At 33.8% G+C, this 16,334-nt stretch carries 16 protein-coding genes; 10 read left to right on the top strand and 6 right to left on the bottom strand.

The genetic code is table 11. The annotated features are described in order from the left end of the window. Window positions 1-38: 38 nt before the first annotated feature. The 4 genes from AC4FQX_RS02325 (at window position 39) to AC4FQX_RS02310 (ending at window position 2,215) form a co-directional block, all read left to right on the top strand. Complete coding sequence (locus tag AC4FQX_RS02325) at window positions 39-929, top strand: PPK2 family polyphosphate kinase (protein WP_491166051.1); 891 nt, start codon at window positions 39-41, stop codon at window positions 927-929. A 100-nt stretch (window positions 930-1,029) separates the two neighbouring features. Next, on the top strand, window positions 1,030-1,359 hold the full coding sequence (locus AC4FQX_RS02320) for an ArsR/SmtB family transcription factor (protein ID WP_491166050.1): 330 nt from the start codon (window positions 1,030-1,032) through the stop codon (window positions 1,357-1,359). An 8-nt stretch (window positions 1,360-1,367) separates the two neighbouring features. Then, on the top strand, window positions 1,368-1,832 hold the full coding sequence (locus AC4FQX_RS02315) for a DUF6428 family protein (protein WP_491166049.1): 465 nt from the start codon (window positions 1,368-1,370) through the stop codon (window positions 1,830-1,832). A 155-nt stretch (window positions 1,833-1,987) separates the two neighbouring features. Next, complete coding sequence (locus tag AC4FQX_RS02310) at window positions 1,988-2,215, top strand: DUF8828 family protein (RefSeq protein ID WP_491166048.1); 228 nt, start codon at window positions 1,988-1,990, stop codon at window positions 2,213-2,215. A 73-nt stretch (window positions 2,216-2,288) separates the two neighbouring features. On the opposite strand, the gene meaB is transcribed toward AC4FQX_RS02310, so the two are convergent. The 4 genes from meaB to AC4FQX_RS02290 all read right to left on the bottom strand — a co-directional run bounded on the left by meaB (window position 2,289) and on the right by AC4FQX_RS02290 (window position 5,019). Then, window positions 2,289-3,374 carry a methylmalonyl Co-A mutase-associated GTPase MeaB gene (meaB, locus tag AC4FQX_RS02305; protein WP_491166047.1) on the bottom strand — a complete coding sequence of 362 codons (1,086 nt, stop codon included), beginning with the start codon at window positions 3,372-3,374 and terminating at the stop codon, window positions 2,289-2,291. A 234-nt stretch (window positions 3,375-3,608) separates the two neighbouring features. Next, window positions 3,609-4,259: an NAD(P)-dependent oxidoreductase gene (locus AC4FQX_RS02300; protein ID WP_491166046.1), complete on the bottom strand. Its 651-nt coding sequence runs from the start codon at window positions 4,257-4,259 to the stop codon at window positions 3,609-3,611. Window positions 4,260-4,314: 55 nt separating this feature from the next. Continuing rightward, window positions 4,315-4,722, bottom strand: coding sequence for an Rrf2 family transcriptional regulator (locus AC4FQX_RS02295; RefSeq protein WP_491166045.1), 408 nt, complete (start codon window positions 4,720-4,722; stop codon window positions 4,315-4,317). Between the two features lie 153 nt (window positions 4,723-4,875). After that, window positions 4,876-5,019: a hypothetical protein gene (locus AC4FQX_RS02290; protein WP_491166044.1), complete on the bottom strand. Its 144-nt coding sequence runs from the start codon at window positions 5,017-5,019 to the stop codon at window positions 4,876-4,878. A gap of 12 nt (window positions 5,020-5,031) precedes the next feature. Here AC4FQX_RS02290 and AC4FQX_RS02285 point away from each other — a divergent pair, with 12 nt between their 5' ends. From AC4FQX_RS02285 to AC4FQX_RS02260, 6 genes are all read left to right on the top strand, one after another. Next, complete coding sequence (locus AC4FQX_RS02285) at window positions 5,032-6,237, top strand: multidrug effflux MFS transporter (protein WP_491166043.1); 1,206 nt, start codon at window positions 5,032-5,034, stop codon at window positions 6,235-6,237. 18 nt (window positions 6,238-6,255) lie between these two features. Further along, the gene (locus tag AC4FQX_RS02280) at window positions 6,256-7,167 is read left to right on the top strand and encodes an AEC family transporter (RefSeq protein WP_491166042.1); all 912 of its coding nucleotides are present in this window, start codon (window positions 6,256-6,258) and stop codon (window positions 7,165-7,167) included. A 131-nt stretch (window positions 7,168-7,298) separates the two neighbouring features. Further along, on the top strand, window positions 7,299-8,510 hold the full coding sequence (locus tag AC4FQX_RS02275) for an MFS transporter (RefSeq protein WP_491166041.1): 1,212 nt from the start codon (window positions 7,299-7,301) through the stop codon (window positions 8,508-8,510). Between the two features lie 135 nt (window positions 8,511-8,645). Beyond that, the gene (locus tag AC4FQX_RS02270; RefSeq protein ID WP_491166040.1) at window positions 8,646-9,179 is read left to right on the top strand and encodes a YceI family protein; all 534 of its coding nucleotides are present in this window, start codon (window positions 8,646-8,648) and stop codon (window positions 9,177-9,179) included. 11 nt (window positions 9,180-9,190) lie between these two features. Then, the gene (locus AC4FQX_RS02265) at window positions 9,191-9,634 is read left to right on the top strand and encodes a DoxX family protein (RefSeq protein ID WP_491166039.1); all 444 of its coding nucleotides are present in this window, start codon (window positions 9,191-9,193) and stop codon (window positions 9,632-9,634) included. A gap of 143 nt (window positions 9,635-9,777) precedes the next feature. Next, window positions 9,778-11,199 carry an FAD-binding oxidoreductase gene (locus tag AC4FQX_RS02260; protein ID WP_491166038.1) on the top strand — a complete coding sequence of 474 codons (1,422 nt, stop codon included), beginning with the start codon at window positions 9,778-9,780 and terminating at the stop codon, window positions 11,197-11,199. Window positions 11,200-11,511: 312 nt separating this feature from the next. Here AC4FQX_RS02260 and AC4FQX_RS02255 read toward each other — a convergent pair whose 3' ends face one another. Both AC4FQX_RS02255 and secA read right to left on the bottom strand, forming a co-directional pair. Continuing rightward, entirely contained in the window at window positions 11,512-12,765 is a 1,254-nt protein-coding gene (locus tag AC4FQX_RS02255; protein ID WP_491166037.1) for a cation:proton antiporter, read from the bottom strand. A gap of 174 nt (window positions 12,766-12,939) precedes the next feature. Continuing rightward, a complete protein-coding gene (secA, locus tag AC4FQX_RS02250; RefSeq protein WP_491166036.1) occupies window positions 12,940-16,293 on the bottom strand; it encodes a preprotein translocase subunit SecA in 3,354 nt (1,117 codons plus the stop codon). Between the last annotated feature and the right edge of the window lie 41 nt (window positions 16,294-16,334).

Here is a 16,334-nt window from a genome sequence, read left to right as displayed (position 1 = left end):
ATTGTCACTAACCATTAAAAAACAATAAATATCTATATATGAAATCGATAAACCCGGAAGATTTTAAAGTAATAAATCCTATAAAACTCCAAGAAATCGCCACTAATCTCGAAATTGAAGCTTCTGAGAAAAAGAAGCAGAAAGCTTTAAATAAGGTTTGTGATAAGTTAAGTTCCCTTCAGGATGTTATGTATGCCCATAACAAATACAGTGTTTTGGTTTGTTTACAAGGAATGGATACCGCCGGAAAGGACAGTCTGATTCGGGAGGTTTTTAAAGAATTCAATGCAAGAGGAGTTGTAGTGTATAGTTTTAAAACACCTACTTCATCAGAATTAGAACATGATTATCTGTGGCGGCACTATATTGCTTTACCTGAGCGGGGAAAGTTTGCGGTATTCAATCGAACCCATTATGAAAATGTTTTGGTAACGAGAGTACATCCGGAATATATACTGAAAGAAAATCTTCCCGGAATTACCACTGTAGAAGATATTCCTGAAAACTTATGGGAAATGCGTTATGAAGAGATTAATAATTTTGAAAAACATATTACCCAAAATGGGATTATTATATTAAAATTTTTTCTGCATTTAAGTAAAGAGGAGCAGAGACAACGACTGATTCGACGATTAGAAGAAGAAAAGCATAACTGGAAATTTTCTCCCGGAGATCTGACAGAACGACAACAGTGGAATACCTATCAGAAATATTACGAAGAGACCATTAATAAAACATCCTCTTCCAAAGCTCCCTGGTATATCGTACCGGCAGATAATAAAGAAACAGCACGATATATCGTTGCAAAAACGATCTATGATGAATTGTCAAAATACACCGATATAAAAAATCCTGAACTTCCCGAAGATATTAAAGAGAACCTAGCTTTTTATAAAGAAGAACTGAAGAAAGAAAAGAATAGTTTTTAATTCTGTTCCACACTTATAGTATTATATTTTTGAAAATAAATTATAAATTATTTTTATTTATAAAAACTATATTGTAATATTGCTATATAAATATATAGCTATGGGAGTTACAAAAACAGAAGGTTTTACAGAAAAACAGAATGAATTAGCTATTTTAGCAAAAGCAATGGGGCATCCTGCCAGAATAGCTATTATTGAGTATTTACTTAAAGTAAATCGTTGTATATGTGGAGATATTGTTAGTGAATTACCATTAGCACAACCAACAATATCACAGCATTTAAAAGAGCTTAAAAACGCAGGTTTAATTAAAGGAGATATTAAAGGGAATACAATTTGCTATTGTATTAATGAAATAGGGTTTGAAAAAATAAAACTTTTTTTTCAGATAATCGCAGATCATATAGATAAAAGAAACGAATGTTATTAAAAAAAAATATGAAACTTTCAGAAATCAAAAACATTTTAAAAACAGTTGAGGTAATAAATTTTATCTTACCAGATGGTACTTATGTGCCAGAGCATTTTCACGTAACAGAAGTAGGCTTAATCTCTAAAAACTTTATTGATTGCGGAGGAACAGTACGCGAAGAAATCGTTGTTAATTTCCAGTTATGGGATGCTAACGATTTTGAGCATCGTTTAAAACCTAAAAAACTGAATCATATAATTGAACTGTCTGAAAGAATACTAGGTATTGAAGATTATGAAATAGAAGTAGAGTATCAGGCTGAAACAATAGGTAAATACAATCTGGATTTTGATGGGAATAATTTTGTTTTAGTCAATAAACAAACCGCTTGTTTAGCGCCAGATCAATGTGGAGTTCCAAAAGAACAACAAAAAATATCCGATACTTTAGATCAGGCTAATAGTTGTACTCCGGGTGGAGGATGTTGTTAATAGTATAGATACAATAATCAGGATTTTATAGAGGGTGAATAAGGAAGAGAGTCTACAACGTAATAAAAACAGCAACCATTAATTTTGTATATTCGCACACTATTTTATCTAAGGATAAAATTCAAACAGCAAATATATAAACGAAAAATAATTATATGGAATTACCGAAATTTTTATTGGGTGATAATACTGATTTTCCCGAAGATATCTTCATTATTCATTTAGACTATCCAAGATTCATTATTAATCTAAAAGACGATGAGGTAGAATTTCTAGAAGAAGCCGATGATCTGGATGAAGGAGAATTAAATGAAGAAATGGAAGGATTAATTGTTCAGGCAAATGAATTCTATGACAGAGAAATAAAACGATATGAGGAATAAAAATATTAATGATGGACGACTGTAGAGATGCACAGCTGTGCATCTCTACAGTCGTCCATCTCTACGGCAACGATTAATATTTAAAATAATTCTTCAATAAAATTTGAGCAGCTGCAAAAGGTGATATTTCATTATTCTGCACTGCTTTTTTATTTTCTTCCAGCAAAGTTTTGATATTTTCGTGATTATAGAAATTCAGTTTTAGTTGTTCATCAATCGTTTCCAGTAACCAGTATTGATTTTGTTCCTTTCTTTTTTCATAAAAAGATTCATTTGATTTTGTCAGAGTAAGAAATTCAGCAATGATTTCCCATATCTCACTGATTCCCTCATGAGTAACAGAGCTACAAGTAGTTGTTTTAGGAATCCAGCCGGATTTTTTGGTAGGAAACAGATGCAGGGTACGATTAAATTCAACTTTGGCAGCTTTAGCTTTCTGAATATTATCCCCGTCCGCTTTATTGATTACGATAGTGTCTGCCATTTCCATAATCCCTCTTTTTATTCCCTGTAATTCATCACCCGCTCCGGTCAGTTTTAATAGCAGGAAAAAATCAACCATACTGTGTACTGCTGTTTCACTCTGACCTACACCTACTGTTTCTATTATGATAGTATCAAAACCACAAGCTTCACAAAGTGTAATTGTTTCCCTTGTTTTCCGGGCTACTCCGCCTAGTGTATCACCCGAAGCAGAAGGACGAATATAAGCATGTTCATCTCTGACCAGTTCCTCCATTCGGGTTTTATCCCCTAGTATACTCCCATGAGAAATACTGCTGCTTGGATCCACTGCCAGTACCGCTACTTTTTTACCCAATCTGGTCAGATATTTTCCGAAAGCCTCAATAAAAGTACTTTTTCCAACTCCCGGAACCCCTGTAATTCCTATTCGGACAGACTGATTTGCATGAGGAAGACAAGCATTAATTACCTGATTTGCTTTTTCAAGATGAGAAGAGTTTGTGCTTTCAATCAATGTAATAGCACGACTCAGAGCGATTTTATCTCCTTTTAATATAGATGCAATCAGTTCCTCTGCCGAAGGCTGTTGACTTCTTCGTTTTTTGATTTGTTCCGCAGATGATAAACTGATAATTTCAGGAGGTGAAATACCATCTTTTTCATTTAAAGTAGAAGGATGCCGTTTTTTATTCATTATTACGGTATAATTTATCCCATAAAAATAGTAATTTATCTGATGATTTGAAAGAAAGACGTATTCAGTTTACAGTACACAGTTCTCAGTAATTATTATGGCTAATAAGTACATAGTTTACAGTACACAGTAATCGTTATGGTTAATAAGTATATATTTTACAGTATTCAGTATCGTTATAGTTATTCAGTATATATTTTACAGTAAACTGTAAAATATATACTGAATACTGAATCAATAAGCCGCTGTAAAACGAACCTGATGATGTTTTGGCTGTTCCGTCTCATCAGCAATTACAACCGCAAGATCCTCCACAGAGATCATACTTTTTTGATTTTCATCAAAAACAGGATTATCCAGACCTAAACGGTATTTCCCGGTTCTTCCCGTTGTGATACCCGGATGCATTTCAAATGCAGGGCTAAAAAAAGCCCAGTCCAGTTCCTTTTCTTTTTTAATTTCATTTAAATAATCTCTTGCAGCCGAAGCTCCAGGATAGTATTCTTTTGGGAAATCAGGAGTATCCACTGCCTGTAAATTCGGAGCCACAAATAAACTACCCCCACCACCGATTACGATAAAACGTTTTACACCGGATTCTTTTACCGCTTCCTGAATTGCTCTTGAACCGGAAATAAAATCATTATACAGATTAGGATTAGTCCATCCTGCATTAAAAGCGCTTATAACAAGATCGTTACCGACTAAAACAGAAGCCAGTTCTTTTACATCTGAAACATCTGCTTTTACCCATTTTACATTCGTTGTATCTGCATCCGTTTTCGGGTTTCTTGAAATAGCAGTAATCTGATGATTACGATTTTTTAATTCCTCTAAAATGTGTGAGCCTACAAAACCTGTAGCTCCGATAATTACGATTTTCATATGATTAAATTTATATGTAATAAAAAATGTTACAGTTTTGGTTAAAAAATAAGGATTAAAATCCGGAACTGAATTTCTCCAGTGTTATTCCCTTTAAATAGTTACTTATATTTTCGTTAATATCCGTGTATATTCTCCCTAGATTAGTGTTAATCTGCTTTCCTACAGTACATTTCGGGTTAGGTTCATTTTTTGAATAACCAAGAGAAGCCTTGTCAAAAGTAATTTTAAAAATAGTATCCAAAGTAATTTTGCTTGCCGATTTCATTAATTTTGTACCGCCATTTTTTCCTTCCTTACTTTCTACCAGATGATATTTTTTCAGGTTAGCAATTTCTTTTCTGACCAATACTGGATGTATGTTCAGGCTTCCGGCGATATAGTCCGAAGCCAAATACTCTTCCGGGTTTAAAGCCAGTAAAGTAAGAATGTGAGTCGATATAGCAAATTTACCTGAAATCATACTGTAATAATATTTATTACAAATGTAAATAAATAAAGTGTTTTAATTCTAAAAATTTAGAATTATTTATGATTTTTTTTAAGAGCAGAAGGATTAATTCCTTCATGCTTTTTAAACTACGTATTAAAATGACTTTTATCCACAAACCCGAATTCATTGTTCAGCATCTGCAAAGAACTTTTGATAACCATAAAGATCATGGAGAATTATGTCAAAAATGAGTAACGGATTATAATAGTCTTTTTGTTTTGCTTTCTTCAGAATCCATTCTAAATTTACACTCTCTAATTTTTTCACCTTATTTATTATATGACGAACAAGCAGAAATATACTATTATTTTTATTCTTGGAGCCTTATCCGCTTTAGGACCTCTTAGTATCGATATGTATTTGCCTGCTTTTCCATCCATCGCAGCAGCATTACATACAGACATATCAAAAGTAGGTCTGTCCCTGACCAGTTATTTTATAGGAATCAGTATCGGACAGCTTTTTTATGGTCCGATAATAGATAAATACGGACGCAAAAAGCCATTATTATTCGGTTTACTGGTCTTTTTAATAGCTTCCATAGGTTGTTCCTTTTCATCTACCATTAATTGGCTCATTATAATGAGAGTTTTTCTTGCATTAGGAGGATGCGTGGGAATGGTTGTAGGAAGAGCAGTAGTAAGAGATTTGTTTCCCGTAACAGAAACAGCCAAGATATTTTCGATGTTAATGTTAATTACCGGAGTAGCCCCGATTCTGGCTCCCTCATTAGGAGGCTGGATACTGGAAGTAGCAACCTGGCAGGCTATTTTTTATGTTCTGACCGGTTTTAGTGCCGTTATGATTATTGCTGTATTTTTCTTTTTACCCGAAAGTAAAGCTCCTGATAAGACCATTTCATTATCAATGGATGTAGTGCTGAAAAATTACAGATCTGTATTTATGGAACCTAGGTTTATTTATTATGCATTAGCAAGTTCTATCGCTCTGGGAGGGTTGTTTGCTTATATTAGTGGAGCTTCCTTTGTATTTATGGAATATTTTGAATTGACCAAAACCCAGTTTGGATGGGTATTCGGAATGAATGCTTTAGGATATATTTCAGGAGGGCAGCTGAATCGGCTTTTACTGAACCGATTTAAAGCCTATCAGGTAATCAATACGATCGTTTATCTTCTTTTAATCGTCTCTTTTATTCTGATAAGTCTTTTTGTAATGGGGTTATTGTATAAAGAAGTTCTGATCGCAATGATCTTTTTATTCCTTTTCTCCTTAGGTCTGTTAGCACCTAATGCAACAGCATTGGCATTATCACCCTTTAAAGAACTGGCAGGGAGTGCTTCCGCTTTAATCGGTTTTATTCAGATGCTTTGCGGAGCAGGTATTTCGATGCTCGTTAGTTTCTTACATAACGGAACGTTATTTCCAATGGTATTCTCAATGTTTCTGTGTGGTATATCCAGTTTCGGTATTATTATGCTGTATAAGATCAAAGTTAAAAGAGAACAGGAGCAGAATGTTTAATTATTTTAAGTAGCAGAAATGGGTAATTTAATATTGGTTTTTTTGTGTTTAGCAGTCGGATTGGCTTTACAGAAAGTAAAATCCTTTCCTGTTAACGGATATCAGGTACTAAATCAGATAGTACTTCGTATCTCGATACCGGCACTTGCCTTATATTATATTCCCGAACTTGAGCTGAACAGCACTCTATTATATCCCTTAGCCGTTGCATGGATTACATTTGCAGTTGCCTTTTTACTATTCAGCATAATCGGTAAAAAACTGGGCTGGTCAAAAAAACTGATCGGCTGTTTAATTCTTACAGCAGGATTGGGAAATACCAGCTTCATCGGTTTTCCTCTTGTAGAAGCAATTTATGGAACAGAAGGATTAAAGACTGCTATTATAATAGATCAACCCGGTACATTCGTTGTACTGTCCACACTGGGGATTTTTGTAGCAGCAATGTATTCAAGAGGAGAAGTTGATTCGAAAACCATAGCAAAAAGAATCTTTACTTTTCCACCCTTCATAGCCTTTGTTGTGGCAATTATACTCAATATACTGAACATTCATTTTTCACAGGATATAAATTTTGTTTTTCAGAGTTTAGGAGCTACCGTAACCCCATTAGCTTTAATTTCTGTAGGACAACAATTAAGATTTGATTTAAAAAGCAGACACTGGCGTTTTTTGCTGTATGGATTAACCTATAAATTAATGATAATCCCCGCCTTTATTTATGTATTATATGTAAAAATAATAGGAGGGCACGGACAAGTAATTCAGATTTCTATTTTTGAAGCCGCAATGGCTCCTATGATCACAGCAGCTATTATTTCAGCCTCTTACGGATTAAAACCCAGGCTGAGTAGTATGATGATTGGTTTTGGTATTCCGGTTTCTTTTATTACTCTGATCTTCTGGTATTTTGTAATACAATATATCTGAATTAGGAATAAAAAATTATAATTTAAGCATAAATTAATAATAAGTAGAATATATTATAAGGTAAGATTAATACCTTTGCCACTTAGTATTAATTTCTTAGAACAAGAGTATATCGTTTCCATTGTTTTATTATGAACTCAACCGCAACCAACCCATCAACAGTAGATTTAGCAAAGAAAACAGCATATCCTATTCTTTTTTCGATTGCCTTTGCTCATTTACTAAATGATTTATTACAATCAATCATTCCTGCTATGTACCCTGTATTTGAGGAAACCTATAAACTGTCGTTTTCAGAAATAGGGATGATTACATTCGCCTATCAAATGGCAGCCTCTCTTTTACAGCCTTTCGTTGGTTTTTATACCGATAAAAAACCACAGCCTTTTTCACAGATTGTAGGAATGTTATTTACCACAGCTGGAATTATTACACTGACGTATGCGACCAGTTATTCCCTGATATTAGTTTCAGTTGTTTTAGTAGGAATAGGCTCCTCTATTTTTCATCCGGAATCGTCAAGAGTTGCTTATTTAGCATCCGGAGGAAAGCGAAGTTTAGCACAGTCTATTTTTCAATTAGGAGGAAATGCCGGTACCGCTATCGGGCCTTTGCTGGTAGCATGGGTAGTTGTGCCTTATGGACAGCGACACATTCTATGGTTTATTATTTTTTCCATATTAGCATTACTAATTTTAAGTAAAGTTGCTTTTTGGTATCAGCACCATTTAAATTTGAAATCTATAAAAAAAGGATTTGAATTGCCCAATCTGTCAAGAAGACAAATTATAGGATCTGTTGTTATACTTCTGGTTTTAATATTTTCAAAATATTTTTACATGGCAAGTATGTCCAGTTATCTTACTTTTTATTTAATAAAAAAATTTAGTTTATCCATACATGAAGCCCAGTATCATTTAGCCTGGTTTTTAGGAGCCGTAGCAGCAGGGACATTAATAGGTGGACCTTTAGGAGATAAATTTGGAAGAAAATATATTATCTGGTTTTCTATTTTAGGAGCTGCACCTTTTACACTGGCGCTTCCTTATGCTAATTTATTCTGGACAGGTGTATTATCTGTTATCATTGGTGTGGTTATAGCCTCTGCTTTTTCAGCTATACTAGTTTATGCCCAAGAATTATTACCGAAAAAAGTAGGAATGGTTTCAGGATTATTTTTTGGATTTGCTTTTGGAATGGGAGGATTAGGTTCCGCCGTATTAGGAGAAATAGCAGATATAAAAGGTATAGAATATGTTTTTTATATATGCTCATTTTTACCTTTAATAGGGATTATTACTGTTTTTCTTCCAAATATACAGTCAAATAAAATTAATCCTTAAAAATAAGACGGAAATTAGAAAAATCTTTTTAATTTTGCCGACTTTCTTTATGATTATATCATTTATTAGCGTAATATTGAGGAGTTGTAGAAGGTAATGCTATATAGAATTAATTAATTATAAGATAAAGAAATTATGATGGATACAAAGTGGATTATTGATCCTGCACATTCAGCTATTCAGTTTAAAGTAAGACATCTGGTTATCTCAACTGTGACAGGTTCCTTCAGGAATTTTAAAGGAACAGCCGAAACAAGAGGAGATAGTTTTGAAAATGCTCAAATAAGTGTTTTTATAGATACGGATAGTATTGATACCAATCAGGGACAGCGTGATGCACATTTAAAGTCATCTGATTTTTTCTATATTGAAAAGTATCCACAGTTAAAATTTGAGTCTGTTTCTGTAAAAAAAGCAGGAGATAATGTTTATGACATTACAGGAAATCTGACAATCAGAGAAACGACAAAATCAGTAGTACTCAAAGCTGAATATGGCGGAATGGCAAAAGACGGAGACAATAGTATTAAAACCGGTTTTGAGATTACCGGAAAGATCAATCGAAAAGATTTTGGATTAACGTGGAATGCGTTAACAGAAACAGGAGGTCTTACAATAGGGGAGGATGTCAAAGTTATCGCTAATATTCAGTTTATTAAACAAATATAATATAGTGCAGAATGAGTAAGTTATTTTATACCACATACAACGAGTTATTTTTCCATATTATTATATTAGTTCTTAGGATCGCAGTAGCGGTATGTATGTTAGTTCACGGACTGGCAAAGCTAAACATTTTACTAACAGAAGGTCCCTCCGTATTTCCGGATCCATTAGGCATTGGTGTTGATAATTCTTTAGCCTTAACTGTTTTCTCAGAAGTAGTCTGTTCTTTCTTTATCTTTTTAGGGCTGGCAACAAGATTAGCAGTAATACCTTTAATAATAACCATGTCTATTGCTGTTTTTGTAATTCATCTTACAGATGGTTTTGCTCAGCAGGAGCTAGGGATATTATATATGGTTATTTATCTTGTACTTTTAGTGACCGGAAGTGGTAAATATTCTATAGATCATCTTATTTCAAAACAGAGCTACCCCGTTTCAAAACAGACTTTCAGATAAATCTGTTTTTATTGTAGAGTTTCCAAAAGAGACAAGTACTTTGCATTATATTATAAAGAATGCTTTTTTATTTATTTTAAGAAAGAATAGGGTTTAGATATATTTTCTTAAATTGGTAGAGTAGTTTATAAAACATATAATAAATGAAGTATTCTGTAATTACCAAAGAGATCATTTCCCAACTTGAAAATATAATAGGAAAATCATTTCTTTTTTTAGATGATGAAACCCGTAAACAATATGGGCACGATGAAACGGAAGATTTTTCCTTTCCACCTTCAGTTGTTTTAAAACCTAATACAGTTGAGCAGATTTCCCGGATATTGATTTTAGCAAATAAATATACTATTCCTGTAACACCTATCGGTGCAAAAACAGGATTGAGTGGAGGAGCATTAAGTCTGTTTGATGGAATTGGTTTATCTATGGAACGTTTTAATTCCATTATTGAAATAGACGAAAAAAATCTACAGGTAACCGTTGAACCCGGAGTGATTACACAAATATTACAAGATACAGTAATCGAGAAAGGACTGTTCTATCCACCAGACCCGAGTAGTAAAGGATCTTGCTTTATCGGTGGAAATGTAGCCGAAAATGCAGGAGGAGCAAGAGCTGTAAAATATGGTGTTACCAAAGATTATGTTTTAAATCTTGAAGTAGTACTGCCCACCGGAGAAGTGATCTGGACAGGAGCCAATACACTTAAAAATTCCACAGGTTATAATCTGACACAGTTAATGGTTGGGAGTGAAGGAACACTCGGTGTTATTACTAAAATCGTAATGAAATTGGAGCCCTATCCAAGACAGAATGTATTAATGTTAGTCCCTTTCTATTCCGCTTATAAAGCTTGTGAGGCTGTTTCTGCTGTATTCAGAGCAGGGCTGATACCTTCCGCTCTAGAATTCATGGAACGAGATGCAATTGACTGGACCCTACGCTTCATTAATGGTATCAGTGTACCGATCAAAGAAGGGATTCAGGCACATTTATTAATAGAAGTTGACGGAAATGATTTAGATCTTCTTTTTTCCGATGCAGAAAAAATAAGTCAGATCATGGAGAAATTTGAATGCGATGAGATTCTGTTTGCCGATACTACTGAACAAAAAGAGGCACTCTGGAAACTACGCAGAAATGTAGCCGAAGCAGTAAAATCAAATTCCGTTTATAAAGAAGAAGACACAGTAGTACCAAGATATGAATTACCTAAACTATTAGAAGGGATAAAATCCATAGGAAATAAATATGGTTTTAAATCCGTTTGCTATGGACATGCAGGAGACGGTAATCTTCATATTAATATTGTAAAAGGAGATATGACAGATGAGCAGTGGAAAACACAAGTACCTTTAGGTATTCGTGAAATATTTAAATTGACCGTTCAGTTAAAAGGCACCCTTTCCGGAGAACACGGAATAGGATATGTACAGAAAAATTATATGGATATTGCTTTCAGTTCAGTTCACTTGCAGTTAATGAAAGGGATTAAAGATTTATTTGATCCGAATTATATATTAAATCCGGGCAAGATTTTCCCCGATGCTATGGAAAGAAAATAGAAATACTACCAGTATTCTTTTAGATAAATATACGTATTCCTGCAAGGTTTTCAAAACCTTGTAGGTTTTGTAATTTTAGCTAGTATTTAGATTATAATTTGATTATTTCCTATAATTATACCTACAAGGTTTTGAAAACCTTGCAGGAAAATAACCTTTTAAATCAGAGGTAAACCTTAAAACATAAAAACACACTATCAATTATTTCTGTGGCAAAAACTAAAAAAAACCTTTTCAAAATTTTGAAAAGGTTTTTTTATAAATATTATATACTGTATACTGTAACTGAGTACTGAAAATGGTATACTAATACTAAGATTCCTCCTCTGCTTTTGAAAGAACTCTGTTTGCTAATTTCCCGATAGACAGCCCTTGAACAACAATAGAAAAGACTACTACAAAATAAGTAATTGCAATAATTAACTGTTTATGCGGACCTTCATCAATAGATAATGCCAAAGCAATGGAGACACCACCTCTCAAACCTCCCCAAACCAGTATTTTTATCGTTCCGGAGTTAAATTTATTTTTAAAAGGAATAAGAATTGTCGGAATTCTGATGGAGAGAAACCGAGAGAATAATACCACAAAAACACAGATTAAACCAATTAACCAATAATCAAGAATATTAGGGATCAACAATAATTCAAATCCTATAAAAAGAAATAATATTGCATTCAGGATTTCGTCTACTAATTCCCAGAATTTTCCCAAATAATCTTTTATAACAGGAGATGCGGTAGATTTTTTCCCGAAATTCCCAATAAATAAACCGGCAGCAACCATGGTTAAAGGACCGGAGATATGCATAGCATGTGCAATCAGATAACCACCCATTACTACAGAAAGCGTGATGAGTACAGATACTTTATAATCGTTAGCTTTATGCATAGCATTAGAAGCTCCGAATCCAATTCCAATACCCAGAATAAAACCACCAATAGCTTCTTTTATAATAAGCCATGTAATATTAGGCAGAGATATATCTGTGCTGCTTCCCTGTGCTAATTGTAATATAACAGCAAATACAACAACAGCCACGCCATCATTAAAAAGTGATTCTCCTGCTATTTTTGTTTCCAGAGATTTAGGGACTTTAGCCTCTTTCAGTATACTTAATACTGCAATAGGATCAGTAGGAGATATTAAAGCTCCAAATAATAAACAATAAATAAAAGGGATTTCCATACCCAGAAAAGGAGTAATATAAAAAAGAATTGTTCCTACGGTAAATGTTGAAATAATAACACTGACACTGGAGAATACAATAATCGGAAACCTTTGTTCTTTCAGATCAGAAAGATTAATATGAATAGCACCTGCAAATAGCAAGAAGTTCAGCATAGCCCCCATTAAAACTTCAGTAAAATCAAAATTAGCAATAAGGTTTGAAAAATGATTTAAAGTACCAGGGAATAAATGACCAAAAATAACAAGTAAAACAGAAACAGTCATTGCGATCAGCATTACACCAATCGTAGAAGGGAGTTTTAAAAAACGAACATTTAAGTAAGCAAAAAAAGATGCTAATACAATTAAAATAGAAAAAGAGTAGTATAACTCCATAAAGTAAATATTAGAAAAAATTATTATTATAATGTTTTAAGTAGAAAAACACTGCGCAAAAATAAATAAAACGCTTTTTAAATACCGATAAAATAAATAAAAGATTATTTTATTTCAAAAAAAAAACCTTAACTATCATTAGTTAAGGTTTTTATAATATACTGAGAATAGAGATTAGTCTATTAATACCCATTCTCCGCTATGAAGAAGAGGCTCTGCTTTTTTAAACTTCATTTCTTCTGTTTTTCCGCTGATCACATGTTTAATAGTAACCGTATCATTACGATTAATTTTCGGAGCATCTCTCGTAACTGTTTCAGTAACCTGTGATTTCTGAGTTTGAGCAGCTTCTCTATTTTTTGCTACAGCTTCATCCGTATTAGGGATTTCGTCTTTACTTGTTTTATAATTTTCTTTTTGACGAATGGTTGTTTTTGCTTCCTGAATGTTATTAGCATTCTGAGCAGGAAGATCCCCTTTGAATAAGAAAGAAATAACTTCTTTATTCACATCATCCAGCATTCCTTTGAATAATTTGAAAGCTTCAAATTTATAAATTAATAAAGGATCCTTTTGTTCGTGTACCGCTAACTGAACAGATTGTTTTAATTCATCCATTCTTCTCAGGTGTTTTTTCCAGGCTTCATCCACAATTGCAAGAGTGATATTTTTTTCAAAATCAGCCACTAATGCTTTTCCGTTAGTAGAATATGCTTTTTCAAGATCAGTTACCACATTCAGTGTCTTGATACCATCTGTAAACGGTACTACAATACGCTCAAACTGACTGCCGTTATTCTCATAAACATTTTTAATGATAGGAAAAGCCTCTTCAGCATTTCTCTCTGTTTTGTCATTGTAATATTCAAGAGCAGCTTTATATATTTTACCTGTAATTTCTAATTCGGAAAATCTAGCAAAATCACTTTCAGAAAAAGGAGAACTTATAGATAAACAACGAATCAGTTCAAATTCAAAGTTCTTAAAGTCATTTGCAGGCTTATTTGCTTCAACAATAACTTCACAAGTGTCATACATCATATTAGCAATATCCACTTTAAGACGTTCTCCAAATAAGGCGTGACGACGACGTTTGTAAACTACTTCACGTTGTGCATTCATAACATCATCATACTCTAATAAACGTTTACGAACACCAAAGTTATTTTCTTCTACTTTTTTCTGAGCACGTTCGATAGATCTGGTCATCATAGAATGTTGAATAACTTCACCTTCTTTCAATCCCATTCTGTCCATTACTTTAGAAACTCTTTCAGAACCAAATAAACGCATTAAGTTATCTTCAAGAGAAACATAGAACTGAGAACTTCCTGGATCTCCCTGACGACCGGCACGACCACGTAACTGTCTGTCAACACGTCTTGAGTCATGTCTTTCCGTACCGATAATTGCTAAACCTCCTGCAGCTTTTACTTCTGCAGATAATTTAATATCCGTACCACGACCCGCCATGTTTGTTGCAATAGTTACAACTCCCGGTTTACCCGCTTCCTCAACGATCTCTGCTTCTTTTTTATGCATTTTAGCATTCAGTACGTTATGAGGAATATTTCTCATTTTCAGCATTCGACTTAGTAATTCAGAGATCTCAACAGATGTTGTACCGATCAGTACTGGTCTTCCTGCTAAAGATAATTGTGTTACATCCTCAATAACAGCATTGAATTTTTCACGAGTTGTTTTATAAATTAAATCTTCTCTGTCATGTCTTAACATAGGTTTATTCGTAGGAATCTCTACAACATCCAGTTTGTAGATTTCCCAAAACTCACCCGCTTCTGTCACAGCAGTACCTGTCATACCTGCCAGTTTGCTGTACATTCTGAAGTAGTTTTGTAATGTGATTGTAGCAAAGGTCTGAGTAGCAGCTTCAATTTTCACATTTTCTTTTGCTTCAATTGCCTGGTGCAATCCGTCAGAATAACGACGACCATCCATAATACGACCAGTTTGCTCATCTACAATCATGATCTTGTTTTCCATGATTACATATTCGATATCTTTTTCGAATAAAGTATAAGCTTTCAGTAATTGTGTCAGTGTATGAATACGCTCACTTTTTATACCAAAATCCTGAAATAACTGATCTTTTAATTCCGCTTCTTCCTCTTTTTGAAGATTTTGTTTTTCAATATTTGCTATTTCAGTTCCGATATCCGGTAATACGAAGAAATCCTCTGTCGTATCCTTAGATAAGTACTGAATACCATTATCAGTTAATTCAACCTGATTGTTTTTTTCTTCAATTACAAAGTACAGAACTTCATCCACTTTAGGCATTTCACGGTTGTTATCCTGCATATAGTGATTTTCCGTTTTTTGGAGTAATTGTCGGTTTCCTTCCTCACTAAGGAATTTAATTAAAGCTTTATTTTTAGGCAAACCTCTGTAAACTCTTAATAATAAGAATCCACCGTCTTTTGTATTTCCTTCTTTAATTAGTTTTTTAGCCTCAGCCAGAACACCATTCAGCATTTGTCTTTGAAGACTTACTAAATTATCGATTTTTGGTTTTAATTCATTGAATTCATGACGATCTCCTTGTGGTACAGGACCAGAGATAATAAGAGGGGTTCTTGCGTCATCGATCAATACTGAATCGACCTCATCCACAATTGCATAATTGTGTTTACGTTGTACTAATTCAGCAGGTGTATGCGCCATATTATCTCTCAGGTAATCAAAACCGAACTCATTGTTTGTTCCGTAAGTGATGTCCGCTTCATAAGCCTGTCTTCTTCCCGGAGAGTTAGGTTGGTGATTATCAATACAGTCTACATTCATTCCGTGAAACTCAAATAAAGGAGCTTTCCAGGTGCTATCTCTTTTTGCAAGATAATCATTCACAGTAACTAAGTGAACGCCATTTCCTGTTAAGGCATTTAAATACAGAGGTAGAGTAGCAACTAATGTTTTTCCTTCCCCCGTTTGCATTTCGGCAATTTTACCTTGATGTAGAACGATACCACCAATTAACTGAACATCATAGTGGATCATATCCCATGTGATTTCCTTACCGGCAGCATTCCATGAGTTAGCCCACACTGCTTTATCTCCGTCCAGAGTTATATATCCTTTAGAACCGGAGAGTTCGCGGTCTTTTGGAGTAGCTGTAACAACAACTTGTGTATTATCTTTAAATCTTCTCGCAGTTTCTTTTATAACAGCAAAAGCTTCCGGAAGGATTTCCATTAAAGTTTTTTCAGATATTTCGTAAGCTTCCTTTTCAAGAGTATCGATTTCAAGATAGATGTCTTCTCTTTTGTCAATATCTTCTGTTTTTTCAACCTCTTCTTTTTTAGAAGCGATGGCAGCGTCTTTTTCAGAACGAGCCTGCTTTATTTTTTCCTTAAATAAGGTCGTTTTTTCTCTCAGCTCATCATTTGATAAAGCTGTAAGGGTGTTTTCAAGAGATTTAATTTTAGCAATAATGGGTTGAGAAGCCTTTACATCTTTTTCAGACTTATTTCCCACAAAAGCTTTAAGTATGCTGTTTATAAAACTCATAACTGGTTTGTGTTTCTATTTTTAAATAAAATGGTTTGCAA

It is taken from the genome of Flavobacterium sp. AK-301, assembly GCF_058310215.1.
This window is presented reverse-complemented; position numbering and strand designations above follow the sequence as displayed.

Coding starts and splice junctions, on each gene's coding strand:
- secA (WP_491166036.1), bottom strand. CDS start 16,293: ATGAGTTTTATAAACAGCATACTTAAAGCTTTTGTGGGAAATAAGTCT.
- AC4FQX_RS02300 (WP_491166046.1), bottom strand. CDS start 4,259: ATGAAAATCGTAATTATCGGAGCTACAGGTTTTGTAGGCTCACACATT.
- AC4FQX_RS02275 (WP_491166041.1), top strand. CDS start 7,299: ATGAACTCAACCGCAACCAACCCATCAACAGTAGATTTAGCAAAGAAA.
- AC4FQX_RS02285 (WP_491166043.1), top strand. CDS start 5,032: ATGACGAACAAGCAGAAATATACTATTATTTTTATTCTTGGAGCCTTA.
- AC4FQX_RS02255 (WP_491166037.1), bottom strand. CDS start 12,765: ATGGAGTTATACTACTCTTTTTCTATTTTAATTGTATTAGCATCTTTT.
- AC4FQX_RS02280 (WP_491166042.1), top strand. CDS start 6,256: ATGGGTAATTTAATATTGGTTTTTTTGTGTTTAGCAGTCGGATTGGCT.
- AC4FQX_RS02295 (WP_491166045.1), bottom strand. CDS start 4,722: ATGATTTCAGGTAAATTTGCTATATCGACTCACATTCTTACTTTACTG.
- AC4FQX_RS02310 (WP_491166048.1), top strand. CDS start 1,988: ATGGAATTACCGAAATTTTTATTGGGTGATAATACTGATTTTCCCGAA.
- meaB (WP_491166047.1), bottom strand. CDS start 3,374: ATGAATAAAAAACGGCATCCTTCTACTTTAAATGAAAAAGATGGTATT.
- AC4FQX_RS02325 (WP_491166051.1), top strand. CDS start 39: ATGAAATCGATAAACCCGGAAGATTTTAAAGTAATAAATCCTATAAAA.
- AC4FQX_RS02315 (WP_491166049.1), top strand. CDS start 1,368: ATGAAACTTTCAGAAATCAAAAACATTTTAAAAACAGTTGAGGTAATA.
- AC4FQX_RS02270 (WP_491166040.1), top strand. CDS start 8,646: ATGATGGATACAAAGTGGATTATTGATCCTGCACATTCAGCTATTCAG.
- AC4FQX_RS02265 (WP_491166039.1), top strand. CDS start 9,191: ATGAGTAAGTTATTTTATACCACATACAACGAGTTATTTTTCCATATT.
- AC4FQX_RS02320 (WP_491166050.1), top strand. CDS start 1,030: ATGGGAGTTACAAAAACAGAAGGTTTTACAGAAAAACAGAATGAATTA.
- AC4FQX_RS02260 (WP_491166038.1), top strand. CDS start 9,778: ATGAAGTATTCTGTAATTACCAAAGAGATCATTTCCCAACTTGAAAAT.